This window comes from Pseudomonas sp. C 49-2, assembly GCF_003970195.1.
GTDB lineage: Bacteria > Pseudomonadota > Gammaproteobacteria > Pseudomonadales > Pseudomonadaceae > Aquipseudomonas > Aquipseudomonas canadensis.
This window is the reverse complement of record NZ_RXYG01000003.1, coordinates 190,781-214,898: the sequence shown is the minus strand read 5'-3', so window position 1 is coordinate 214,898 and position 24,118 is coordinate 190,781. Positions and strand designations below refer to the sequence as shown.

General features: G+C 59.2%; 20 protein-coding genes. All 20 read right to left on the bottom strand.

Annotated elements, in window-relative coordinates; all coding sequences use genetic code 11:
* Positions 1–21: 21 nt before the first annotated feature.
* A complete protein-coding gene (gene eno, locus EJ576_RS07270; RefSeq protein ID WP_028619212.1) occupies positions 22–1,311 on the bottom strand; it encodes a phosphopyruvate hydratase in 1,290 nt (429 codons plus the stop codon).
* A gap of 157 nt (positions 1,312–1,468) precedes the next feature.
* The gene (kdsA, locus tag EJ576_RS07265; protein WP_010212442.1) at positions 1,469–2,314 is read right to left on the bottom strand and encodes a 3-deoxy-8-phosphooctulonate synthase; all 846 of its coding nucleotides are present in this window, start codon (positions 2,312–2,314) and stop codon (positions 1,469–1,471) included.
* 5 nt (positions 2,315–2,319) lie between these two features.
* Complete coding sequence (locus EJ576_RS07260) at positions 2,320–3,951, bottom strand: CTP synthase (protein ID WP_010212443.1); 1,632 nt, start codon at positions 3,949–3,951, stop codon at positions 2,320–2,322.
* 273 nt (positions 3,952–4,224) lie between these two features.
* On the bottom strand, positions 4,225–5,553 hold the full coding sequence (gene tilS / locus EJ576_RS07255; RefSeq protein ID WP_126569959.1) for a tRNA lysidine(34) synthetase TilS: 1,329 nt from the start codon (positions 5,551–5,553) through the stop codon (positions 4,225–4,227).
* Between the two features lie 139 nt (positions 5,554–5,692).
* Positions 5,693–6,640, bottom strand: coding sequence for an acetyl-CoA carboxylase carboxyltransferase subunit alpha (locus EJ576_RS07245; protein WP_016976871.1), 948 nt, complete (start codon positions 6,638–6,640; stop codon positions 5,693–5,695).
* A 128-nt stretch (positions 6,641–6,768) separates the two neighbouring features.
* Positions 6,769–10,290 (bottom strand): DNA polymerase III subunit alpha, encoded by a 3,522-nt coding sequence (dnaE, locus tag EJ576_RS07240; protein WP_122724655.1) that lies wholly within the window; start codon positions 10,288–10,290, stop codon positions 6,769–6,771.
* Positions 10,291–10,363: 73 nt separating this feature from the next.
* Positions 10,364–10,996 carry a ribonuclease HII gene (gene rnhB, locus EJ576_RS07235; RefSeq protein ID WP_126569957.1) on the bottom strand — a complete coding sequence of 211 codons (633 nt, stop codon included), beginning with the start codon at positions 10,994–10,996 and terminating at the stop codon, positions 10,364–10,366.
* Entirely contained in the window at positions 10,993–12,132 is a 1,140-nt protein-coding gene (gene lpxB, locus EJ576_RS07230) for a lipid-A-disaccharide synthase (protein ID WP_126569956.1), read from the bottom strand. Before lpxB ends, rnhB begins: the two co-directional genes overlap by 4 nt.
* A 2-nt stretch (positions 12,133–12,134) precedes the next feature.
* Positions 12,135–12,911: an acyl-ACP--UDP-N-acetylglucosamine O-acyltransferase gene (lpxA, locus tag EJ576_RS07225; protein ID WP_122724648.1), complete on the bottom strand. Its 777-nt coding sequence runs from the start codon at positions 12,909–12,911 to the stop codon at positions 12,135–12,137.
* The gene (gene fabZ / locus EJ576_RS07220; protein WP_016976866.1) at positions 12,908–13,348 is read right to left on the bottom strand and encodes a 3-hydroxyacyl-ACP dehydratase FabZ; all 441 of its coding nucleotides are present in this window, start codon (positions 13,346–13,348) and stop codon (positions 12,908–12,910) included. The genes lpxA and fabZ overlap by 4 nt, the downstream gene beginning before the upstream one ends.
* Positions 13,349–13,459: 111 nt before the next feature.
* Positions 13,460–14,515: a UDP-3-O-(3-hydroxymyristoyl)glucosamine N-acyltransferase gene (lpxD, locus tag EJ576_RS07215; protein WP_028619207.1), complete on the bottom strand. Its 1,056-nt coding sequence runs from the start codon at positions 14,513–14,515 to the stop codon at positions 13,460–13,462.
* A 3-nt stretch (positions 14,516–14,518) separates the two neighbouring features.
* On the bottom strand, positions 14,519–15,022 hold the full coding sequence (locus EJ576_RS07210; protein WP_003219314.1) for an OmpH family outer membrane protein: 504 nt from the start codon (positions 15,020–15,022) through the stop codon (positions 14,519–14,521).
* A 45-nt stretch (positions 15,023–15,067) separates the two neighbouring features.
* Entirely contained in the window at positions 15,068–17,455 is a 2,388-nt protein-coding gene (gene bamA / locus EJ576_RS07205; RefSeq protein WP_028619206.1) for an outer membrane protein assembly factor BamA, read from the bottom strand.
* A gap of 74 nt (positions 17,456–17,529) precedes the next feature.
* Positions 17,530–18,882, bottom strand: a complete 1,353-nt coding sequence (gene rseP, locus EJ576_RS07200; protein WP_068937584.1) for a sigma E protease regulator RseP — start codon at positions 18,880–18,882, stop codon at positions 17,530–17,532.
* Positions 18,883–18,922: 40 nt separating this feature from the next.
* The gene (gene ispC, locus EJ576_RS07195; RefSeq protein ID WP_126569955.1) at positions 18,923–20,113 is read right to left on the bottom strand and encodes a 1-deoxy-D-xylulose-5-phosphate reductoisomerase; all 1,191 of its coding nucleotides are present in this window, start codon (positions 20,111–20,113) and stop codon (positions 18,923–18,925) included.
* Positions 20,110–20,916: a phosphatidate cytidylyltransferase gene (locus EJ576_RS07190; protein ID WP_028619203.1), complete on the bottom strand. Its 807-nt coding sequence runs from the start codon at positions 20,914–20,916 to the stop codon at positions 20,110–20,112. The genes ispC and EJ576_RS07190 overlap by 4 nt, the downstream gene beginning before the upstream one ends.
* Positions 20,917–21,672: a polyprenyl diphosphate synthase gene (gene uppS / locus EJ576_RS07185; RefSeq protein ID WP_016974405.1), complete on the bottom strand. Its 756-nt coding sequence runs from the start codon at positions 21,670–21,672 to the stop codon at positions 20,917–20,919.
* A 17-nt stretch (positions 21,673–21,689) separates the two neighbouring features.
* The gene (gene frr / locus EJ576_RS07180; RefSeq protein ID WP_126569954.1) at positions 21,690–22,247 is read right to left on the bottom strand and encodes a ribosome recycling factor; all 558 of its coding nucleotides are present in this window, start codon (positions 22,245–22,247) and stop codon (positions 21,690–21,692) included.
* Positions 22,244–22,987, bottom strand: a complete 744-nt coding sequence (gene pyrH, locus EJ576_RS07175; RefSeq protein ID WP_003172271.1) for a UMP kinase — start codon at positions 22,985–22,987, stop codon at positions 22,244–22,246. The genes frr and pyrH overlap by 4 nt, the downstream gene beginning before the upstream one ends.
* 212 nt (positions 22,988–23,199) lie before the next feature.
* A complete protein-coding gene (gene tsf, locus EJ576_RS07170) occupies positions 23,200–24,063 on the bottom strand; it encodes a translation elongation factor Ts (protein ID WP_028619201.1) in 864 nt (287 codons plus the stop codon).
* Between the last annotated feature and the right edge of the window lie 55 nt (positions 24,064–24,118).

Sequence of the window (24,118 nt, the reverse complement as noted above, 5' to 3'; positions counted from 1 at the left end):
TGCCTTACCATCAAGTAGCGATCAGCCGCGAAACTCGCCGCGACCGTTGTACTTGGCCTTGCCCGCCAGTTGCTCTTCGATACGCAGCAATTGGTTGTACTTGGAAACGCGGTCGGAACGGCACAGGGAACCGGTCTTGATCTGGCCCGCCGAGGTGCCCACGGCCAGGTCGGCAATGGTCGAGTCTTCGGTTTCACCGGAGCGGTGGGAGATCACGGCGGTGTAGCCCGCAGCCTTGGCCATCTGGATGGCTTCCAGGGTTTCGGTCAGGGTGCCGATCTGGTTGAACTTGATCAGGATCGAGTTGGCGATCTTTTTATCGATGCCTTCTTTCAGGATCTTGGTGTTGGTCACGAACAAGTCGTCGCCCACCAGTTGGATTTTCTCGCCGATCTTGTCGGTAAGGATTTTCCAGCCATCCCAGTCGGACTCGTCCAGGCCGTCTTCGATCGAGATGATCGGGTAGCGCTGGGTCAGGCCCTTCAGGTAGTCAGCAAAACCTTCGGAGTTGAACACCTGGCCTTCGCCGGACAGGTTGTATTTACCGTCTTCGTAGAACTCGCTGGCCGCACAGTCCAGGGCCAGGGTCACGTCGGTGCCGAGCTTGTAGCCAGCGTTGGCCACAGCTTCGGAGATCACTTTCAGTGCATCTTCGTTGGACGCCAGGTTCGGTGCGAAACCACCTTCGTCACCCACCGCAGTGCTCAGGCCACGGGCCTTCAGTACCGCTTTGAGGTGATGGAAAATCTCGGTGCCCATGCGCAGGCCTTCGGAGAAGGACTTGGCGCCCACCGGCTGCACCATAAATTCCTGGATGTCGACGTTGTTATCGGCATGCTCGCCACCGTTGATGATGTTCATCATCGGCACCGGCATCGAGTAAACACCCGGCGTGCCGTTCAGGTTGGCAATGTGCGCGTACAGCGGCAGGTCCTGGTCCTGGGCAGCAGCCTTGGCAGCGGCCAGGGACACGGCGAGGATGGCGTTGGCGCCCAGGCTGCCTTTGTTTTCGGTGCCGTCGAGCTTGATCATCGCGTGGTCCAGGGCTTTCTGGTCCAGCGGGTCCTTGCCCAGCAACAGGTCACGGATCGGGCCGTTGATGTTGGCTACCGCCTTGAGTACACCCTTGCCCAGGTAACGGCTCTTGTCGCCATCACGCAGTTCCAGCGCTTCGCGCGAACCGGTGGAAGCACCGGACGGCGCGCAGGCGCTGCCGATGATGCCGTTATCGAGAAGCACGTCGGCTTCGACGGTGGGGTTGCCACGGGAGTCGAGAACTTCACGACCTTTGATGTCGACGATTTTTGCCATTGTTGTAAACACTCCAAAGTTGACGAAAACGACGCAGCTGAAGGAAATCTTTTGACCGACCGCAAGGGTGGAACAACGAGGCAGGCTTGCAGACGACAAGGCTCAGGCCCGCAGGCCTGAGCGTAAAGCGTGGGAAATTCTACCGGAGAAACGAAGCTTACGCGGTCTCTACCGTCGGAAAACTCTTGACCAGTTCGTCCAACTGCTTGAGCTGGGCCAGGAATGGCTCCAGCTTGTCCAGGCGCAGGGCGCATGGGCCGTCGCACTTGGCGTTGTCCGGATCCGGGTGGGCTTCCAGGAACAGGCCCGCCAGGGACTGGCTGATGCCGGCCTTGGCCAGGTCCAGCACCTGGGCACGACGCCCGCCAGCGGAATCGGCGCGACCACCAGGCATTTGCAGCGCGTGGGTCACGTCGAAGAACACCGGGTATTCGAACTGTTTCATGATGCCGAAACCGAGCATGTCCACCACGAGGTTGTTGTAGCCGAAGCTAGAACCGCGCTCGCAGAGGATCAACTGGTCGTTACCCGCTTCCACGCACTTGTTCAGGATGTGTTTCATCTCCTGGGGCGCGAGGAACTGGGCTTTCTTGATATTGATCACAGCGCCAGTCTTGGCCATCGCGACGACCAGGTCGGTCTGGCGCGACAGGAAGGCCGGCAACTGGATGATGTCGCACACCTCGGCGACCACGGCGGCCTGTTCAGGCTCGTGGACGTCGGTGATGATCGGCACGCCGAAGGCTTGCTTGATGTCCTGGAAGATCCGCATGCCTTCCTCAAGGCCCGGGCCGCGATAGGAGGTCACGGACGAACGGTTGGCCTTGTCGAAGCTGGCCTTGAACACGTAAGGGATACCGAGTTTCTCGGTCACCTTGACGTACTCTTCACAGACCTGCATCGCCATGTCGCGGCTTTCCAGCACGTTCATGCCGCCGAACAGCACCATGGGCTTGTCGTTGGCAATCTCGATGTCGCCGACGCGAATGATCTTCTGGGCCATCAGGGTTACGCCTTCTTCTGGTGTTGCGTCAGTGCGGCCTTGACGAAACCGCTGAACAACGGGTGACCGTCACGCGGTGTCGAGGTGAACTCAGGGTGGAACTGGCACGCCACGAACCACGGATGATCCGGCGCCTCGACCACTTCAACCAGCGCGCCATCACCGGAGCGACCGGAGATTTTCAGGCCAGCTTCTTTGATTTGCGGCAGCAGGTTGTTGTTCACTTCGTAGCGGTGACGGTGACGCTCGACGATCACGTCCTTGCCGTAGCAGTCGTGAACCAGCGAGCCCGGTTCCAGCAGGCAGTCCTGCGCGCCGAGGCGCATGGTGCCGCCCAGGTCGGACGCTTCGGTACGGGTTTCGACCGCGCCAGTGGCATCTTCCCACTCGGTGATCAGGCCCACGACCGGGTGGCCGCTCTTGCTGTCGAACTCGGTGGAGTTGGCGTCTTTCCAGCCCAGCACGTTACGGGCGAACTCGATGACGGCCACTTGCATGCCCAGGCAGATACCCAGGTACGGCACCTTGTTCTCGCGAGCATATTGAACTGCGGTGATCTTGCCTTCCACGCCACGCAGGCCGAAACCGCCGGGAACGAGGATCGCGTCCACACCTTCGAGCAAGGCAGTGCCTTGGTTCTCAATGTCTTCGGAATCGATGTAGCGCAGGTTGACCTTGGTGCGGTTGCTGATACCGGCGTGGCTCATCGCTTCGATCAGCGACTTGTACGCGTCCAGCAGTTCCATGTACTTGCCGACCATGGCGATGGTGACTTCGTGCTCAGGGTTGAGCTTGGCGTCGACCACGGCTTCCCACTCGGACAGGTCCGCGCCGTTGCATTGCAGGCCGAAACGCTCGACCACAAAATCGTCCAGGCCTTGCGAGTGCAGGATGCCCGGGATCTTGTAGATGGTGTCGGCGTCTTCCAGCGCGATTACCGCACGTTCTTCAACGTTGGTGAATTGCGCAATCTTGCGACGCGAGGAAATGTCGATCGGGTGATCGGAGCGGCAAACCAGTACGTCCGGCTGCAGGCCGATGGAACGCAGTTCCTTGACCGAGTGCTGGGTAGGCTTGGTTTTGGTCTCGCCGGCGGTGGCGATGTACGGCACCAAGGTCAGGTGCATCAGCATCGCGCGCTTGGCGCCGACTTCGAAACGCAGCTGGCGGATGGCTTCGAGGAACGGTTGGGACTCGATGTCACCGACGGTGCCGCCGATCTCGACCATTGCCACGTCGGCATCGCCTGCACCCTTGATGATGCGGCGCTTGATTTCGTCGGTGATGTGCGGGATCACCTGGATGGTTGCACCCAGGTAGTCACCACGGCGCTCCTTGCGCAGCACGTGCTCGTAGACACGGCCGGTGGTGAAGTTGTTGTTCTGGGTCATGGTCGTGCGGATGAACCGCTCGTAGTGGCCCAAGTCCAGGTCGGTCTCGGCGCCATCGTGGGTGACGAACACTTCACCGTGCTGGAACGGGCTCATGGTGCCCGGGTCAACGTTGATGTACGGGTCCAGCTTGAGCATGGTGACCTTAAGTCCCCGCGCCTCCAGGATGGCCGCCAATGAAGCCGATGCGATGCCTTTCCCCAATGAAGAAACAACACCGCCCGTGACGAATATGTAGCGCGTCATGAAAAACCCTAGAAGTCTGCGTTAAAGCGGTCCGAGCCGCCGGGGAAAGCGAAGGAAGGCCGAAGCCCCCGATCACCTGCATTAATCACAGTGCACCTTTCAAAAAAACCGCCGCGTGGTGACAGACCAGCAATGAAACACCGGTACGTTGATCGCTACACATTTTTTGGAATCGCCCAGCAAAGACTGCTTGGTAATCGGCAACTGCTGCAATTCAAGAGAATCCACAGAAGTTGTATCAAGAAGGGAGCGTAGTCTACCGGAAAGGCGCTATCAGCTCAAACCTTGATCGCAGGTCTGTGGCATCCAATGTAATTGCCACTCATCGCTCGGTGCCGGCCAGAGTCCCACAAGGCTGGGCGCGCCCAGCAATTGCTCGCCTTGGTACAGCAGCGGCAATCTGCCACGGACGAAGCCCGGCAAGCCACTTTCGTTAAGCAGGCGCTTCAAGTCACGCCGACCGCGGCCTGGCACTGCGAGGATTTCGCCGCCTTGGCGGTAGCGGATCGTCAATGGACCTCCAGGCACCCTGCCCGTCAGCTGCACCTGACCATTGCCGGGTAACTCTAGTGGGTTTTGCGGATCGGGCCAGCTCACCGACGCGTCGGAAAAATCCGACCAAGTGGAGGGCAGCCACCAGATACGCTCGCCGCTGCGGTGCAGATCACCGTCCGCCAGGCGCCACAGGGGCTGCGCGTCGCCCTTGGCGTCACGTAGGGAATGCCAACTGGCCCAGTGGTCGCTGTCGGGTAGACGGGTCAGAGGGGTTAGCCAGTGGCGTAGGGCGTTGCGCTGGCGAGCGTCGGTAAGCTCGCGCAAAGGTGCAAGGGCCAAGGACGGTAAATGCAGCCATGAAAACGGCGAAGATTGATTGGCGGCTCGCAGGTCCATCTGCGCCAGCTCATCCAGCAAGTCCTGGGCTTCACTCAGGTGCTCGGCGGTGCGCGCCAGGTTTGCGGTAGCCTGCGGCCAACGTTCCGTCAGGACGGGAAGCACGCGATGGCGCAGGTAATTACGGGAGAATCGCGAGTCCGCATTGGAAGGATCTTCGATCCATTTGAGCTGATGCGCCTCGGCATAGGCTTCCAGCTCTGCACGCGAGACATCCAACAAGGGCCGCACAAGGCAGCCAGCCGCCAGCGGGCGCTGTACTGGCATTGCCGCCAGCCCGCGCACACCAGCCCCGCGCAAGAGTCGGAATAACAAGGTTTCAGCCTGATCATCGCGATGCTGGCCTGTCAGCAGCACCTCCCCTGCCCCGGTCACTTGGATGAATGCTTGGTAACGCGCTTCACGGGCGGCACGCTCGAGGCTGGCACCGGGGTGTACCTGGACGCGCATCACGCGCAGGGGGACCCCCAGGTGGTCGCAAATCGATTGGCAATGGGCCGGCCAGGCGTCGGCGGCGGCTTGCAGGCCATGATGAACATGGACAGCGCTGAGGGGCGGCAGGGTGTCGATATTGGCCAGGTTGGCCAGGAGATGCAGCAGGACGGTGGAATCAAGCCCACCCGAGAATGCGATGTGCCAGGCTGGGGCATTGCGCCAGGGAGCCAGGGTATGCAACAGCTTGGCAGGCAGATTCGGTTTGAAAGGTTTCATTGCATTACCGTCCGAACCGAATCACACCTTTGTAGGAGCCGGCTTGCCGGCGATGCAAGCAACTCGGTATATCAGTGATACCGCGTTGATGCTATCGCAGGCAAGCCAGCTCCCACAAAAGCCAGGTATTGCGTCGTACTTAGAGACCGTAGCTCATCAAGCGCTCATAACGACGGGCTAGCAGCGCTTCGTTGTCCAGCTTCTTGAGCATCGCCAGTTGCGAACCCAGTTCAGCGCGGATAGTCGCGGCAGCAGCAGCCGGGTCGCGGTGGGCGCCGCCCAGCGGCTCGGCGATGACTTTGTCCACGATACCCAGGCCTTTGAGGCGATCGGCGGTAATGCCCATGGCTTCGGCAGCGTCCGGCGCCTTTTCGGCGGTTTTCCACAGGATCGAGGCGCAACCTTCCGGCGAAATCACCGCGTAGGTCGAATACTGCAGCATGTTCAACTGGTCGCAGACACCAATAGCCAGTGCGCCGCCGGAACCACCTTCACCAATCACGGTGGCGATGATCGGGGTTTTCAGGCGGGCCATGACGCGCAGATTCCAGGCGATAGCCTCGCTCTGGTTGCGCTCTTCAGCGTCGATACCTGGGTAGGCGCCCGGGGTGTCGATGAAGGTCAGGATCGGCATCTTGAAGCGTTCGGCCATTTCCATCAGGCGGCACGCCTTGCGGTAGCCCTCTGGACGCGGCATGCCGAAGTTGCGACGGACTTTCTCGCGCACTTCACGGCCTTTCTGGTGACCGATCACCATCACCGGCTGGTCGTCCAGGCGAGCGATACCGCCCACGATGGCCGCGTCGTCGGAGAAGTGGCGATCACCATGCAACTCGTCGAACTCGGTGAAAATGTGCTGAATGTAGTCCAGGGTATACGGACGGCGCGGGTGGCGGGCCAGGCGCGCGATCTGCCAGCTGGTCAGCTTGCCGAAGATGTCTTCGGTGAGCGTGCTGCTCTTGTCTTGCAGGCGAGCGATTTCATCGCCGATATTCAGCGAATTGTCATTGCCGACCAGGCGCAGTTCTTCGATCTTGGCTTGCAGGTCAGCGATCGGCTGTTCGAAATCAAGAAAATTCGGGTTCATAAGCGTCCGTCTTGGGTCGACGGCCAGGGAGTGCCTGGCCAGCCGGTTGTCTATTCGCGCCCTACCTTAAGGGAGAGGCGCGTTTAGGTCGAGATTAAATGTTCAGTCGAGATCAGGTGCCCTGACCGTCAACGGTATTGGAGGAAGACGTTGTCTCGCCCGAACTGGTCACGCAAAGCTTGAATCAAGCCATCAGCCGGATCAATCCGCCAAGTCTCGCCAAACTGCAACATGGCCTTGGCGTCACTGCCGGTGTACTCCATGGTCACCGGGCATGCGCCGCGGTGGCGTTTGAGCAGATCGCCCAACCAGCGTAGCTGATCACCCTTGAGCGCTTCGGTTTTTACCTTCAAGCGCAGGCTTTCGGCCAGATTGGTGCGCGCGTCTTCCATGCTCATCACCCGCTTAATCCGCAGGCGCAGGCCACCGGAGAAGTCATCGTTGCTGACCTCCCCTTCCACCACCACCATGGCATCGGTCTGCAACAGCGACTGTGCGGAGTGGAAGGCGTCGGCAAACAGTGAGGCTTCGATGCGCCCTGAACGGTCGTCAAGGGTGATGAAGCCCATCTTGTCGCCCTTTTTATTCTTCATCACCCGCAAGGCGATGATCATGCCGGCGACGGTCTGGGTATCCCGCGCAGGCTTCAGGTCGATGATGCGCTGACGGGCGAAACGGCGGATTTCACCTTCGTATTCGTCAATCGGGTGACCGGTAAGGTACAGGCCCAAGGTGTCTTTCTCACCCTTGAGACGTTCCTTGAGGGTCAGCTCCTTGGCCTTGCGGTGGTTGGCGTACACATCCGCATCTTCTTCGACGAACAACCCGCCAAACAGGTCGGCATGGCCGCTGTCATGGGTGCGCGCGGTCTGTTCGGCGGCCTTGATCGCTTCTTCCATGGCGGTGAGCAGCACCGCACGGTTGCGGTCGATATTCGCCTGGTAAGCCTTGGGCTCATCATGGAAATACGGGCCGAGACGGTCGAGTGCGCCGCTGCGGATCAGGCCATCGAGGGTACGCTTGTTAATGCGTTTGAGGTCAACCCGCGCACAGAAGTCGAACAGGTCGGCGAACGGCCCACTCTGACGCGCTTCGACGATAGCTTCCACCGGGCTTTCGCCTACGCCTTTGATCGCGCCCAGGCCATAAATGATGCGGCCTTCGTCGTTCACCGTGAACTTGAACTCCGAGGCGTTCACGTCCGGCGCGTCAAGGCGCAGCTTCATGGTGCGCACTTCCTCGATCAAGGTTACGACCTTGTCGGTGTTGTGCATATCCGCCGAGAGTACCGCGGCCATGAACGGCGCCGGGTAGTGGGCTTTCAGCCAGGCAGTCTGGTACGACACTAGGCCGTAGGCGGCCGAGTGGGATTTGTTGAAACCATAACCGGCGAACTTTTCCACCAGATCGAAGATGTTACCGGCCAGGTCCGCGTCGATATTGTTGGTGGCGCAACCTTCAATGAAACCGCCACGCTGCTTGGCCATTTCTTCGGGCTTTTTCTTACCCATGGCGCGACGCAGCATGTCCGCGCCGCCGAGGGTGTAGCCGGCCATCACCTGGGCGATCTGCATCACCTGTTCCTGATACAGGATGATGCCATAGGTCGGCGCCAGTACTGGTTTGAGGCCTTCATACTGGTAATCGGAGTGCGGGTACGCCAGCTCGGCGCGGCCGTGCTTACGGTTGATGAAGTCGTCCACCATGCCCGATTGCAGCGGGCCCGGACGGAACAGGGCCACCAGTGCGATCAAGTCTTCCAGGCAGTCGGGCTTGAGCTTTTTGATCAGCTCTTTCATGCCGCGCGACTCAAGCTGGAACACCGCCGTGGTTTCGGCTTTTTGCAACAAGGTGTAAGTCGGTTTGTCGTCCAGCGGGATAAACGCGATATCCAACGGCGCTTCGTTGACCTTGGCGCGGTCGCGGTTGATGGTCTTGAGCGCCCAGTCGATGATCGTCAGGGTTCGCAGCCCGAGGAAGTCGAACTTCACCAGGCCGGCAGCCTCCACGTCGTCCTTGTCGAACTGGGTTACCAGGCCGTCGCCTTCTTCGTCGCAGTAGATCGGCGAAAAGTCGGTGAGTTTTGTAGGAGCAATAACCACACCACCGGCGTGCTTACCGACGTTACGCACCACGCCTTCGAGTTTGCGGGCCATATCCCAGATTTCGGCGGCTTCTTCATCGACCTTGATGAAGTCGCGCAGGATTTCTTCCTGCTCGTAGGCTTTTTCCAGGGTCATGCCGACTTCGAACGGGATCATCTTCGACAGACGGTCCGCCAGGCCGTAGGACTTGCCCTGCACCCGGGCCACGTCACGGATTACAGCCTTCGCCGCCATGGAACCGAAGGTGATGATCTGGCTCACCGCGTTGCGGCCATATTTCTCGGCCACGTATTCGATCACGCGGTCACGGCCGTCCATGCAGAAGTCGACGTCGAAGTCGGGCATGGAAACCCGTTCCGGGTTCAGGAACCGTTCGAACAGCAGGTCATATTCCAGCGGGTCGAGGTCGGTAATCTTCTGCACATAGGCCACCAGCGAGCCGGCACCCGACCCCCGGCCTGGACCTACCGGCACGCCGTTGCTTTTGGCCCACTGGATAAAGTCCATTACGATCAGGAAGTAACCGGGGAACCCCATCTGGATGATGATATCCAGCTCGAAATTCAGCCGATCGACGTAGACCTGGCGTTTGGCATCGTAATCTTCGGTGGTGTCCTTGGGCAGCAGAACGCTGAGGCGCTCTTCCAGCCCGTCGAAGGACACCTTGCGGAAATATTCATCGATGGTCATGCCATCGGGAATCGGGAAGTTGGGCAGGAAGTGCTTGCCCAGCTTCACTTCGATATTGCAGCGCTTGGCGATTTCGACGGAGTTTTCCAGGGCCTCGGGCAGGTCGCTGAACAGCTCGGCCATTTCGTCGGCGCTTTTGAGGTACTGCTCTTCGCTGTAGTTCTTCGAGCGACGCGGGTCATCCAGGGCACGGCCTTCGCCGATGCACACGCGGGTTTCGTGGGCTTCGAAGTCTTCCTTCTTGATGAAGCGCACATCGTTGGTCGCCACCAACGGCGCGCCCAGCTTATCGGCCAGAGCCACGGCGGCGTGCAGGTGTTCTTCATCGTTGGGGCGGTTGGTACGCTGGACTTCCAGGTAGAAACGATCCGGGAAGACCTGCATCCACTCCTTGGCCAGTACTTCGGCTTCTTGAGGATTGCCACCCAGCAGCGCGATACCGATCTCGCCCTCTTTGGCGGCCGACAGCATGATCAGGCCTTCGCTGGCCTCGGCGACCCATTCGCGCTCGATGATGATCGAGCCATTACGCTGGCCGTCGATGAAACCACGGGAAATCAGTTCGGTGAGGTTGCGATAACCCACGCCGTTCATCGCCAGCAGGCTGATGCGGCTCAGGGGGTTATCCGGGTCTTTGTTGGACAGCCACAGGTCGGCACCGCAGATCGGCTTGATGCCGGCGCCCATGGCGTTCTTGTAGAACTTGACCAGGGAACACATGTTGTTCTGATCGGTCACCGCGACCGCAGGCATGTTCATGCCCACCAGGGTTTTGACCAGCGGTTTGATCCGTACCAGGCCGTCGACCAGGGAGTATTCAGTGTGCAGGCGTAGGTGAACGAATGAAGCCGGCATAGTGATCTCTTATACGTGGAAAACAACAAGGCCCGGATTGTACCGGGCCTTGAGCAAAACATCAGCCTTGCGACTACGCCTCGTTGAGGCTCTCGCGCAACTCGTAAGCCTGGCGAACTGGGGCGAAGGAGCGGCGGTGGATCGGCGTCGGGCCAAGCCGAGCCAGGACTTCCAGATGAACGGGCGTCGGATAACCTTTATGCCCGCCAATGCCATAGCCGGGATAGATCAATTCGAACGCGGCCATTTCACGATCACGACTGACTTTGGCGAGGATCGAGGCGGCTGCGATGGCAGGCACCTTGCTATCACCCTTCACCACCGCCTCAGAAGGCATGGCCAGCTTGGGGCAACGGTTACCGTCGATCATCGCCATTTTAGGGGTGATGTGCAGGCCTTCAACCGCACGCTGCATCGCGAGCATGGTGGCGTGGAGAATGTTCAGTTTGTCGATTTCTTCGACTTCAGCCCGGGCGATAGACCAGCTCAGGGCTTTTTCGATGATCTCGTCGTAGAGCTTTTCGCGGCGCGCCTCGGTGAGTTTCTTCGAGTCATTGAGGCCGAGGATCGGGCGGTTCGGATCGAGGATCACCGCCGCCGTAACCACGGCACCGCACAAAGGTCCACGCCCGACTTCGTCGACACCGGCGACCAGTTCGTGGGCTTCGGCAACCAGGCTGAAATCCAGGCCCATTTGCGTCGTCATAAGGTTTCCTGTTTCTGGCCGATCAAGGTCAACACGGCGTCTGCCGCCTGGTTCGAGGCATCACGACGCAATATGCGATGGATGTCGTCGAAACCGCGGGTCTGTTCTTCGCCGCCGTCGATCAAGGGTAGTAGGGTTTGCGCAAGGGCCTCAGGCGTCGCATCGTCCTGCAACAACTCCGGTACCAGCAGGCGTTGAGCCAGCAGATTGGGCAGGGAGATGTAAGGGCTTTTGACCATGCGCTTGAGAATCCAGAAGGTCAACGGCGCCAAACGGTAGGCCACCACCATCGGGCGCTTGTACAGCAAGGCCTCCAGGGTCGCGGTGCCCGAGGCGATCAGCACCGCATCACAGGCCGCCAGGGCCAGGTGCGATTGGCCGTCGAGCAAGGTCAACGGCAGGTTGCGGCCTTCCAGCAGTGTTTCGATTTGTGCCCGACGTTGCGGACTGGCACAAGGCAGTACGAAACGTACGCCTGGCTTCAAGGCTTGCAAACGCTCGGCAGCGTCAAAGAATACAGAGGCCAGGCGACCGACTTCGCCGCCACGACTACCGGGCATCAGCGCGACCAACGGGCCGTCAGGCAAGCCCAATTCGGCACGCGCGGCCGTGCGGTCAGCCTGCAACGGAATCGCGTCGGCCAGGGTATGCCCGACAAACCGCACCGGCACGCCCTTCTCTTCGTAGAACCTGGCCTCGAACGGCAGCAGTGTCAGCATCAGATCGCAGCCTTCACGGATCTTCAGCACGCGCTTCTGCCGCCACGCCCACACAGACGGGCTGACGTAATGCACGGTCTTGATGCCGGCCTGACGCAACTTGAGTTCGATATTGAGGGTGAAGTCCGGCGCGTCGATACCAATAAATACGTCGGGCTTTTCTTCGATCAGAGTCTGGATCAGCAGCTTACGGCGGGCCAACAGCTCGCGCAGGCGACCCAGCACCTCGACCAGCCCCATGACCGACAGACGCTCCATGGGGAAGTAGGACGTGAGCCCTTCAGCCTGCATCAACGGACCGCCGACACCGATGAACTCAACCGCTGGATGCTGGACCTTGAGGGCCCGCATGAGACCTGCGCCCAGAATGTCGCCGGAAGCTTCCCCGGCCACCAGCGCGATACGCAGATTAGCCATGATTAGCGGGTGATGCCGCGAGTCGACGCCTGGATCGAGTCACGGAACACCGCGACTTCCGGGAACAGCGCTGCCGGCTCGGCCAGTTGGCTCAATGCCTGGTCAACCGTGAGCCCTTGGCGGTAAACCACCTTGTAGGCACGGCGCAGGGCATGGATGGCGTCTTCGCTGAAACCGCGACGGCGCATGCCTTCGAAGTTCATGCTGCGCGCTTCCGCCGGGTTGCCGAATACCGTGACGAACGCTGGAACATCTTTGCCAATGGCAGTGCCCATGCCGGAAAAGCTGTGGGCACCGATATGGCAGTACTGATGCACCAGCGTGAAGCCGGACAGGATCGCCCAATCATCAACGTGCACATGTCCGGCCAATGCAGTGTTGTTGACCAGGATGCAGTGGTTGCCGATGACACTGTCGTGGCCGATGTGCGCGTAAGCCATGACCAGGTTGTGATCACCCAGGGTGGTCTCGGCACGATCCTGCACGGTGCCACGGTGAATAGTCACGCCTTCTCGGATGATGTTGTGATCACCGATTACCAGACGAGTCTCTTCACCCTTGTACTTCATGTCCGGGGTGTCTTCACCTACCGAGGAAAACTGGTAGATGCGATTGTGTTTGCCAATGCGGGTCGGACCTTTGAGGATCACGTGCGGCCCGATGACAGTCCCCTCGCCGATTTCCACACCTGCGCCGATGATCGACCAGGGGCCGACCTCAACGTCGGCGGCCAGAACGGCCGACGGATCGATGATTGCGCGAGGGTCAATCAAACTCATAGTTTGCGTTCCGCACAGATGATCTCGGCGGAGCACACCGGCTTGCCGTCCACCGAGGCCTGGCATTCGAACTTCCAGATCTGGCGCTTGCAGCTGATGAACTTGGCTTCCAGGATCAACTGGTCACCCGGGGTAACCGGGTTGCGGAAACGCAACTTGTCGGAGCCCACGAAATAGTAAAGCGTGCCGTCGGCAGGCTTGAGGTCGAGCATTTTGAAACCAAGGATACCGGCAGCCTGGGCCATCGCTTCGATGATCAACACGCCCGGCATGATTGGATGCGCAGGAAAGTGACCGTTGAAGAACGGTTCGTTGATGCTGACATTCTTGTAGGCACGAATGCGCTTTTCCTCGATGTTGAGGTCCACTACGCGGTCCACCAACAGGAACGGGTAACGGTGAGGCAGGTATTCGCGAATCTCGTTGATGTCCATCATTTCGGGGGGAAGCCTGTAATAAAGATTGGGGGCGGGCGAACTAAAAGCACGCCCCGCTAGCAAATCAAGGAGGCAGTCTAGCGGCTGTGCACACTTGATATGGAAATGGTATCAGCCTTCTGATGAAGCATTACCGCCAGGGGTCACGTCCCCAACACGCTTTTCCAGCTGTTTGAGACGTCGAGCCATGTCGTCGAGCTGCCTCAACCGTGCTGCACTCTTGCGCCATTCAGCCGCAGGCTGCATGGCGGTACCGGAAGAATAGGCGCCTGGCTCGGTGATCGAGTGGGTGACCATGGTCATGCCGGTAATGAAGACGTTGTCGCAAATATCGATATGCCCCACCAGCCCTACGCCACCGGCGAGCATGCAATGCTTGCCGATCTTGGTGCTGCCGGAGATACCCACGCAGGCCGCCATGGCGGTGTGATCACCAATCTGCACGTTGTGGGCGATCTGGATCTGGTTGTCGAGTTTCACACCGTTGCCGATCACCGTATCGGCCAGGGCCCCGCGATCAACAGCCGTGTTCACGCCAATTTCCACGTCGTCGCCGATCAGTACGCCGCCAACCTGGGCGATCTTGTTCCAGATGCCCTTGGCGTTGGCAAAGCCGAAGCCTTCACCGCCAATCACGGCACCCGACTGGATGACCACACGCTCACCGATACGCACATCGTGGTAAAGGGTCACGCGAGGTGCCAGCCAACCGCCGGCGCCGATTTCACAGCGTGCGCCGATAAAGCAGTGGGCACCGACTGTGACACCGGCCGCGATGCGTGCACCGCTCTCGATCACCGCAAAGGCGCCGATACTGGCCGCAGGATCAACCTGGGCATCATCGGCAATGACTGCAGACGGATGAATACCGGCAGCGGCCTTGGGTTTCGGATCAAACAGATGCGACACCCGCGCATAAGCGAGGTACGGGTCAGGCACCACCAGCGCATCCCCGGCAAACCCTTCGGCGTCAGCGGCTTTCAGCAACACGGCTGCAGCTTGGCTGTCGACCAGGTATTTACGGTATTGGGGGTTTGCGAGGAAGCTCAACTGAGCTGGGCCAGCCTCCTGCAAGGTGGCTAGCCCAGTGATTTCTTTCTCCGGGGAGCCACGCAAGGTGGCCCCCAGGAACTCGGCCAACTCGCCGAGTTTGATAGTCGCGGTCATGGCTTACTTCAGCTGGTTCATGCGCTCGATCACCTGACGGGTGATGTCGTATTGAGGCTTGACGTCGATCACAGCGCCACGCTCGAACACCAGGTCAAAGGCACCTTTCTTGATGACTTCTTCCACAGCGCTGTCGAGTTTCGGCTTCAGTTGCTTCAGCATTTCACGGTCAGCTACAGCCTTGGCTTCGTTCAGCTCCTTGGACTGGAACTGGTAATCACGGGCCTTTTGCTTGAATTCAAGCTCCAGGCGCTCGCGCTCACCTTGCTGCATCTTGTCACCACCGGCTACCAGGCGATCCTGGATGCCCTTGGCGCTGCTTTCCAGGGTCTTGAGCTTGGTCAGTTGCGGACCGAACTTCTTCTCGGCATCCACGGCGTACTTCTTGGCCGCATCGGATTCCAGCAGGGCCATCTGATAGTTCAGGACGGCGATTTTCATTTCGGCGAAGGCCGGGGTCGCTACCAGCACGGTTGCCAGCAGCACCAATTGAGTCAACTTACGCACGATGCACTCCTACAGAATCCGTTGTCGTTATCTTGGGTCAGACGCTTAGAACGTCTGGCCGAGGGAGAATTGGAAAATCTGGGTTTCAGCGTTATCCGGTTTCTTGATCGGCATGGCCAGAGCAAAGCTCAATGGGCCAAGCGCAGTCACCCAAGTCACACCCACACCCACGGAGCTTGCCAGGTTGCTCAGGCTCACATCGTTGCACTGGGTGTTGGACTTCACACCGCTCGGGTTACGGATCTGCTCGCACTTGGAGTCGAACACGTTACCCACGTCCCAGAAGACCGAAGTCCGCAGGGAACGCTGATCTTTCACGAACGGCAGTGGGAACAGGATCTCCGCACCACCTTGGATCAACACGTTACCACCGAACGGCAGCGGGTCGTTGTCCGAATCCGCCACAGTGCCCTGGTTACCGGTGATGCCGACACCACGGCTTGGCGTACCACGCGGGCCCAAGGTGCTGTCTTTGAAACCACGTACGGAGTTGAAGCCACCCGCATAGTAGTTCTCGTAGAACGGTAGACCATTGGTGGAACCATAACCATCGCCATAACCCAGTTCAGTGTGCAGGCGCATGGTGTAGTTATCGCTCAACGGCGTGAACAACTGGCCACGGTAGTCGAGCTTGAAGAACGACAGGTCGCTGCCCGGCGTGGTGGTTTCCAGGGTCAGGCTCTGGGAATGACCACGGGTTGCCAGTACACCTTTGTTCAGGGTCGACTCGGACCAGCCGGCAGACGCCTTGAAGTTCAGGAACTTGTCACCTTCGCGACGGGTAAAGTCGAAGATCTCATCCACGGTGTACACACCGGTCTTGATCTCATCCTGTTGTGCAGTCAGGCCGAACGTCAGACGCGAAGTCTCGCTGATCGGGTAACCGATGTTCACACCGGCGCCGAGGCTGTCGATCGCATAGCTTGCAACGTCAACGTCGAGGTCTTTGTAGTCGGTGGTGCGGTAGAAGGCGTTGTAGCCCAGGCTCACACCATCAGCAGTCCAGTAGGGGTCGGTGTAACCGAAGTTGTATCGGCTTTGGTATTCGCTTCGGGTCAGGCCAATAGATACACGGTTACCGGTACCCAGAAAGTTGTTCTGGGTAATCGAACCACCGAGGATCAAACCGGCACTCTGTGCGAAGCCGACGCTGGCGGTGATCGAGCCCGACGCTTGTTCTTCCACGGCGTAGTTCACGTCAACCTGGTCATCCACACCCGGTACGGCCGGGGTTTCGACGTTGACTTCCTTGAAGAAGCCCAGGCGCTCGAGACGGGTCTTGGACTGGTCGATCAGGTAAGTCGACGCCCAGCCACCTTCCATCTGACGCATTTCGCGACGCAGCACTTCGTCCGCAGACTTGGTGTTGCCGCGGAAGTTGATACGGTTTACGTAAGCACGCTTGCCTGGATCGACCACGAAGGTGATGTCCACGGTGTGGTCATCATCATGGGGCGTCGGCACGCCGTTGACGTTGGCGAAGGTGTAGCCTTCGTTACCCAGGCGACGGGTGATCAGTTCGGAAGTAGTGGTCATCAGCTTGCGCGAGAACACTTGGTCCTTCTGCACCAGCAGCAGCGCCTTGACCTGGTCTTCAGGTACTTTCAGGTCGCCGCTCAGTTTTACGTCACGAACCTTGTACTTCTCGCCTTCGTTGACGTTGACGGTGATGTAGACGTGCTTCTTGTCCGGGGTGATGGACACCTGGGTCGAAGCGATATCCATGTTGATATAGCCACGGTCCAGGTAGTAGGAACGCAGGCGCTCCAGGTCACCGGACAGCTTTTCACGGGCATACTTGTCATCGTTCTTGAAGAACGACAACCAGTTGGTGGTCTTGAGTTCGAACAGGTCGATCAGGTCTTCATCAGCGAACTTGGTGTTACCCACCACGTTGATGTGCTGAATCGCCGCCACGGTGCCTTCGTTGATGTTGACCTTGAGGCCGACACGGTTACGCGGTTGCGGCACCACTTCCGTTTCCACGGTGGCGGAGTAGCGACCCTGGGCAACGTACTGGCGTTGCAGTTCGTTACGCACACCTTCAAGGGTGGCGCGCTGGAAGATCTCGCCTTCGGCCAGACCGGATTGTTTCAGACCTTTCATCAGGTCTTCAGTAGAGATCGCCTTGTTGCCTTCGATCTCGATACTGGCGACGGAAGGTCGCTCGACCACGGTGATGACCAGGACGTTGCCTTCGCGACCCAGTTGGATGTCTTGAAAGAAACCGGTTTTGAACAGCGCACGAGTGGATTCCACCAGGCGACGGTCATCAGCCTGTTCACCGACGTTCAACGGTAAGGCACCAAAGACGCTACCCGCGGAAACCCGCTGGAGGCCATTGACGCGAATATCGGAGATGGTGAAGGACTCGGCGTGAACTTCGGCGATCATCAATACGGTGAGAACCGCAGTTAGCAGCAGACGTTTCATGAAGTCCTTTCTTATTCCAACTGGCAATAAACAAACTGCCGCAAAATGCGGCAGATTCGCAATTCAGCGAAGCGTTACAGTCGACCCAGATCGTTGACCAGAGCTAACAACATCACCCCGACCACCAAACTGATACCGATCTGTATCCCCCAACCCTGCACCCGATCCGACAAGGGGCGACCACGCACCCACTCGACCAGATAAAACAACAGATGCCCCCCATCCAATACAGGAATGGGCAGCAAATTCAGAACACCCAGGCTAATACTCAGATAAGCCAGGAAATTCAGGAAATCCGCGACACCCGACTGGGCAGAAGCGCCCGCCACTTTAGCAATGGTTATCGGTCCACTCAAGTTTTTTACCGAGAGCTCGCCGAACAACATTTTCTTGAGGGATTCGAGGGTCAGCACACTCATGGTCCAAGTGCGTTTTGCACCTTCGCCAATCGCAGCCAAAGGCCCGTAGCTCACCTCGCGCACCATCGATGGTGGCCAGTCGACAGCCTTGACCCCGGCACCGAGGTAACCCCCAGCGGCCTTGGCTTCCCCACGGACCGACAAGGTCACCGGGACGTCGATTTGAGCACCGTCGCGCTCAACTTTCAGCACAATCTTAGTATCAGGACGTACACGAACCAGATCGACCACCTGCTGCCAGTCGCCCAGCGCCTGCCCATCAAGGGCCAACAGGCGATCACCGGTCTTCAGGCCGGCAGCCTGGGCCGGACCTTTCGGGTCGAGCTCAGCGAGGACCGGCGGCAAGGCCGGGCGCCACGGACGTATGCCCAAGGACTTGATCGGATCAGGCTCATCAGCGCCCTTGAGCCAGTGGTCAAGGGCCAGCTCACGCGGAGTTTCGCTGGTGGAATCCTGCTCGCGCACCACCACATTGACGATGCCGCTTTCACCGAGGCGACGCACCAACTGCAAATTGACCGCACCCCATCCCGTGGTGGGTTCGCCATCAATAGATACAATTTCCTGCCCGGCAACCAATCCAGCCTTGGCGGCAATACTGTCTGACTCGACCGCACCGATGACCGGACGCACCTGCTGGCTGCCCAGCATGGCCAAGACCCAGAAGAACACCATCGCCAAGAGGAAGTTGGCGATCGGGCCGGCGGCGACGATAGCAATGCGCTGACGAACGGTCTTGCGGTTGAAAGATTGGTCCAACTGATCTGCAGGCACTTCACCTTCGCGCTCGTCGAGCATCTTGACGTAGCCACCCAGCGGGATGGCCGCAATCACGAACTCGGTGCCACGACGGTCGTGCCAGCGCACCAGCGGCATGCCGAAACCGACAGAAAAACGCAGTACCTTGACGCCGCAACGACGCGCCACCCAGAAGTGGCCGAATTCGTGGAAGGTAACCAGCACACCCAGAGCAACCAGGGTGCCGACAATCATGTAAAGCGCACTCATCTAATTTCTCCGCATTCCAATCCAGTGCCTGAAGATCAGGCTAACGCGCGTTGCGGCTCAACCATTGTTCTGCCAAGGCTCGGGCCTTGGTATCCGCCTCGAACACTGCCGCCAGATCATTCACCGCCACGATAGGCTCAAGCGCCAGGACGTCCTCGATAATACTCGCGATCTGCGGAAAGCGGATGCGCCGTTCGAGAAACGCTGCCACAGCCACTTCGTTGGCCGCATTCAGCATTGCCGGTGCACTGTTACCCGCTTCAGCCGCTTGCCGCGCCAGTCGCAGGCAGGGGAAGCGCTCCTCGTCCGGCGCCTCGAAGTCCAGACGGGCCACGGCAAACAGGTCCAAAGGCGCTACGCCCGAGTCGATCCGCTCTGGCCAGGCCAGGGCATTGGCAATCGGCGTGCGCATATCAGGGTTGCCCAACTGCGCCAGGACCGAGCCGTCCACGTAATCAACGAGAGAATGAATCACACTTTGTGGGTGAATCACCACCTCGACCTGATCCGGGCGCGCATCGAACAACCAGCACGCTTCGATCAGCTCCAGGCCTTTGTTCATCATGCTCGCCGAATCCACGGAGATCTTGCGCCCCATGGACCAGTTCGGATGAGCGCACGCCTGGTCGGGCGACACATGCTCCAACTCAGCCAGCGGGGTTTGTCGGAACGGACCACCAGAGGCGGTCAGCAGGATCCGGCGTACGCCCACCTGGCTCAAGCCGCGAGCATAGTCGCCAGGCATGCACTGGAAGATTGCGTTGTGCTCGCTATCGAGTGGCAGCAGCACGGCCCCGCTTTTGCGTACCGCCTGCATGAAGAGCGCACCAGACATGACCAATGCTTCTTTATTGGCCAGCAGGATCTTCTTGCCAGCATCCACGGCAGCCAAAGTTGGACGCAGGCCCGCAGCGCCGACGATAGCGGCGACCACGGTATCCACTTCAGCATCGGCCGAGACCTGGCACAGCCCCTCCTCCCCCACCAGCACTTGAGTGGCAAGCCCGGCGGCCTGCAGATCATCCTGCAGGCCCCGAGCAGCAGCGGCCTCAGGCACCACGGCGAAGCGCGGCGCGTGACGCACGCACAAGGCCAGCAGTTCGCTCAGCCGGGTAAAACCGGTCAGGGCAAAGACCTGGTAGCGATCTGGATGACGAGCTATCACGTCCAGGGAGCTCAACCCCACCGAGCCGGTTGCACCGAGCACGGTGACTTGCTGCAGGCGGCTCACGAAGCGGTCATCCACAACAGTACGGCGAAGATCGGGATGGCTGCGGTCAGGCTGTCGATACGGTCCAGCACACCGCCATGACCCGGCAGCAGGTTGCTGCTGTCCTTGATCCCGGCCTGACGCTTGAACATGCTTTCAGTGAGATCACCTACAACCGAGATGAACACGACAATGGCGGTGGCCAGCAGTGCCAGGAAAATTTCCTTCACCGACCAGTCACGCACTACACCGACGACCAGCGTGATCACCAGGGTCAACGCCAGGCCGCCATACACGCCCTCCCAGCTCTTGCCTGGACTGACCGCCGGCGCCAGCTTGCGCTTGCCGAAGGCCCGACCGGAAAAGTAGGCGCCGATATCCGCGCCCCAGACCAGCACCATAACCGCCAGGATCAGCCAGTTACCCATTGGATAACGCTTGATCTCCACCAGCCCTTGCCAGGCCGGTAGCAGGATCAACAACCCGATCACCAGCTTGCAGGCCACACTGGACCACTTGCTGCTGGTGCCCGGATAGGTCAACACCAGGAATGTCGCCAGCGCCCACCACAGCACCGCCGCCCCCAACACCCAGGGCGCTATATCCGGCAGGATGTACAGGAGGAACGCCAAGGCAGCTACGACAGCGGCATACACAACGCGCGGCAATTGCGCGCTGAAACCCGCCAGGCGCGCCCATTCCCAGGCACCCAGAGTGACCACCAGGCCGATAAACAGCGCAAAGGCGGAACCGTCGAGCAGGAAAAACCCACACAAGGCGATCGGCAACAGGATCAGTGCTGTGATGATTCGTTGTTTAAGCATTTAAACCCGGGCTCCAGCTTCGATCTGCTCGCTCGTTTTACCGAAGCGACGCTGACGGGAAGCGAAATCGGCCAGCGCGTTACGCATGGCATCGTGTTTGAAGTCCGGCCAGAACAGGTCGGAGAAGTACAGCTCGGTGTACGCCAGCTGCCACAGCAAGAAATTGCTGATGCGGTGCTCACCACCGGTACGGATGCACAAGTCTGGCAGCGGCAGGTCGCCGGTCACCAGGCAGGTTTGCAACAGTTCAGGGGTGATGTCGTCGGGCCGAAGATGACCGGCCTGCACTTCACGCGCCAGACGCTGTGCAGCCTGGGCGATATCCCACTGGCCACCGTAGTTGGCAGCGATCTGCAGCACAAATCGATTGGCCCCGGCCGTAATGGCCTCGGCTTCGCGCATCGCGGCTTGCAGTTCGGGATGAAAGCGCGAGCGATCGCCGATGATGCGCAGGCTGATGTTGTTGTCGTTGAGGCGCTTGGCTTCACGACGCAAGGCCTTGAAGAACAGGTCCATCAAGGCGCTGACTTCTTCGGCGGGCCGCTGCCAGTTCTCACTGGAGAAGGCGAACAAGGTCAACACCTCGACCTTGGCCTCGGCGCACACCTCGATCACAGCCCGAACCGCATCGACACCCGCTTTATGCCCGGCAACACCCGGCATAAAGCGCTTCTTCGCCCAGCGATTATTCCCATCCATGATGATCGCGACATGGCGCGGCACCACAGAGGGTACAGTCTGCTTGGTCTTTTCCATGAAGGCGTCCTGACCCCTTATACGGCCATCAGGTCCTTTTCTTTTTCTTCGGTGGCCTTGGTGATTTGGGCCTCGGCATCCTTGGTCAGCTTTTCGATATCAGCGGTGGCACGACGCTCTTCGTCTTCGCTGATTTCCTTGTCCTTGACCAGTTTCTTCAAGTCACCCAAGGCATCACGACGGATGTTGCGCACAGCAACACGGGCGTCTTCGGCTGCGCTGCGCGCCTGCTTGGTGAAGCCCTTGCGGGTTTCTTCGGTCAGGGCCGGCATGGAGATCAGCAGCAACTCACCCAGATTGGTCGGGTTGAGGTTCAAACCGGCGCTCTGGATGGCCTTGTCGACAGCACCCAGCATGTTGCGCTCGAACGCGACGACTTGCAGGGTGCGCGAGTCTTTAACAGTGATATTGGCGACGCTGCTGATCGGAGTATCGGAACCGTAGTAAGGCACCATCACGCTGCCCAGGATGCTTGGGTGCGCCTTGCCGGTACGGATCTGGCCGAATGCGTGGCTCAGAGATTCCAGGGATTTCTGCATACGCGCCTGGGCGTCTTTCTTGATTTCGTTGATCATTGTTGGCCTTCCTCGATCAGAGTCCCTTCTGCGCCGCCGTGTACGATATTCAGCAGGGCGCCGGGCTTGTTCATGTTAAATACGCGCAGCGGCATCTTGTGGTCGCGGCACAGGCAAATAGCCGTCAGGTCCATCACGCCCAGCTTGCGATCCAGCACTTCATCGTAGGTCAGATGATCGAACTTCTCGGCATGCGGGTCTTTGAATGGATCGGCAGTGTATACACCATCCACCTTGGTTGCCTTCAGCACAACGTCAGCATCGATTTCGATGGCGCGCAGGCAGGCTGCGGAGTCGGTGGTGAAGAACGGGTTGCCCGTGCCGGCGGCGAAGATCACCACTTCCTTGGCGTTCAGGTGGCGCATGGCTTTGCGGCGATCATAGTGATCGGTCACGCCAACCATGGAAATAGCCGACATCACGATAGCCGAGATGTTGGCACGTTCCAGGGCGTCACGCATTGCCAGAGCATTCATCACAGTGGCCAGCATGCCCATGTGGTCGCCGGTAACACGGTCCATACCAGCAGCACTCAGCGCCGCACCGCGGAACAGGTTGCCGCCACCGATTACCAGGCCGACCTGTACGCCGATGCCGACCAGTTGGCCGACTTCCAGCGCCATGCGGTCGAGTACTTTGGGATCGATCCCGAACTCTTCCGAGCCCATCAGGGCCTCGCCGCTAAGCTTGAGTAGAATGCGTTTATAGCGAGCCTGATAACCACTGCCCTGCTGAGCCATTGCGAATCTCTCCTGCGGCGTATTTTTTAAAAAATCTTGGCGAGCCGTTTTACGGCTTGCGTTCACTCTAGCTGGACGCTGCTACAGCGCCATCGGAACACGGCTTTGTAAGCCAGTTCCGAAAGGAAGCCAATTAAAATCGGCCTTCCCATTTGAAAAGAGGCTGCGCGCGTGAGCGGGCAGCCTCTTTTGGGCGACAGTTGAAAACTGTCTTATTGCTTGGCGGCAGCCAGCTGGGCAGCAACTTCTTCAGCGAAGTTGTCGACCGGCTTCTCGATGCCTTCGCCTACTTTGTAGTAAGTGAAGGAAACGATTTCAGCACCGGCTTTCTTGGCCAGTTCGCCAACCTTGACTTCAGGGTTCTTGACGAACGCCTGCTCAACCAGGCTCGCTTCAGCCAGGAACTTGCTGATACGGCCTTTGATCATGTTTTCAACGATGTTTTCTGGCTTGCCGGCGATCTTGTCGGCGTTCAGGCTCAGGAACACAGCTTTTTCGCGCTCGATGGCTTCTTCGGAAACTTCCGAAGGCAGCAGGAATTCAGGGTTGCTTGCAGCAACGTGCATAGCGATGTCTTTGGCCAGCTCAACGTCGCCGCCTTTCAGAACAACCGCTACACCGATCTTGTTGCCGTGCAGGTAACCACCAACCACATCACCTTCAACGCGAGTCAGGCGACGGATGTTGACGTTTTCGCCAACCTTGCCGACCAGTACCAGGCGATCAGCTTCTTGCGCTTCGATCAGAGGCTCAACGGTAGTCAGCTTCTCGTCGAATGCTTTCTTGACGCTGGCAGCAACGAATGCCTTGAAGTCGTCTTGCAGGGCCAGGAAGTCGGTCTGCGAGTTCACTTCCAGCAGAACGGCAGCTTTACCGTCTTCAACCAGAGCGATAGCGCCTTCAGCAGCGACGTTGCCGGCTTTCTTGGCGGCCTTGATGGCGCCCGAGGCACGCATGTCGTCGATGGCTTTTTCGATGTCGCCGCCGGCCTTGGTCAAGGCCTTTTTGCAATCCATCATGCCTTCGCCAGTACGCTCACGCAGTTCTTTAACCAACGCTGCAGTAATCTCTGCCATTTCAAAATCCTCTTGGATAGGTTTTCAACCATTCCACCCGATCAAACGGGCGATC

Coding starts and splice junctions, on each gene's coding strand:
- tsf (WP_028619201.1), bottom strand. CDS start 24,063: ATGGCAGAGATTACTGCAGCGTTGGTTAAAGAACTGCGTGAGCGTACT.
- fabZ (WP_016976866.1), bottom strand. CDS start 13,348: ATGATGGACATCAACGAGATTCGCGAATACCTGCCTCACCGTTACCCG.
- tilS (WP_126569959.1), bottom strand. CDS start 5,553: ATGAAACCTTTCAAACCGAATCTGCCTGCCAAGCTGTTGCATACCCTG.
- EJ576_RS07190 (WP_028619203.1), bottom strand. CDS start 20,916: ATGCTTAAACAACGAATCATCACAGCACTGATCCTGTTGCCGATCGCC.
- pyrH (WP_003172271.1), bottom strand. CDS start 22,987: ATGGCTCAGCAGGGCAGTGGTTATCAGGCTCGCTATAAACGCATTCTA.
- dnaE (WP_122724655.1), bottom strand. CDS start 10,290: ATGCCGGCTTCATTCGTTCACCTACGCCTGCACACTGAATACTCCCTG.
- lpxD (WP_028619207.1), bottom strand. CDS start 14,515: ATGACCGCGACTATCAAACTCGGCGAGTTGGCCGAGTTCCTGGGGGCC.
- kdsA (WP_010212442.1), bottom strand. CDS start 2,314: ATGGCCCAGAAGATCATTCGCGTCGGCGACATCGAGATTGCCAACGAC.
- frr (WP_126569954.1), bottom strand. CDS start 22,247: ATGATCAACGAAATCAAGAAAGACGCCCAGGCGCGTATGCAGAAATCC.
- eno (WP_028619212.1), bottom strand. CDS start 1,311: ATGGCAAAAATCGTCGACATCAAAGGTCGTGAAGTTCTCGACTCCCGT.
- EJ576_RS07245 (WP_016976871.1), bottom strand. CDS start 6,640: ATGAACCCGAATTTTCTTGATTTCGAACAGCCGATCGCTGACCTGCAA.
- lpxA (WP_122724648.1), bottom strand. CDS start 12,911: ATGAGTTTGATTGACCCTCGCGCAATCATCGATCCGTCGGCCGTTCTG.
- bamA (WP_028619206.1), bottom strand. CDS start 17,455: ATGAAACGTCTGCTGCTAACTGCGGTTCTCACCGTATTGATGATCGCC.
- EJ576_RS07260 (WP_010212443.1), bottom strand. CDS start 3,951: ATGACGCGCTACATATTCGTCACGGGCGGTGTTGTTTCTTCATTGGGG.
- rseP (WP_068937584.1), bottom strand. CDS start 18,882: ATGAGTGCGCTTTACATGATTGTCGGCACCCTGGTTGCTCTGGGTGTG.
- lpxB (WP_126569956.1), bottom strand. CDS start 12,132: ATGGCTAATCTGCGTATCGCGCTGGTGGCCGGGGAAGCTTCCGGCGAC.
- rnhB (WP_126569957.1), bottom strand. CDS start 10,996: ATGACGACGCAAATGGGCCTGGATTTCAGCCTGGTTGCCGAAGCCCAC.
- uppS (WP_016974405.1), bottom strand. CDS start 21,672: ATGGAAAAGACCAAGCAGACTGTACCCTCTGTGGTGCCGCGCCATGTC.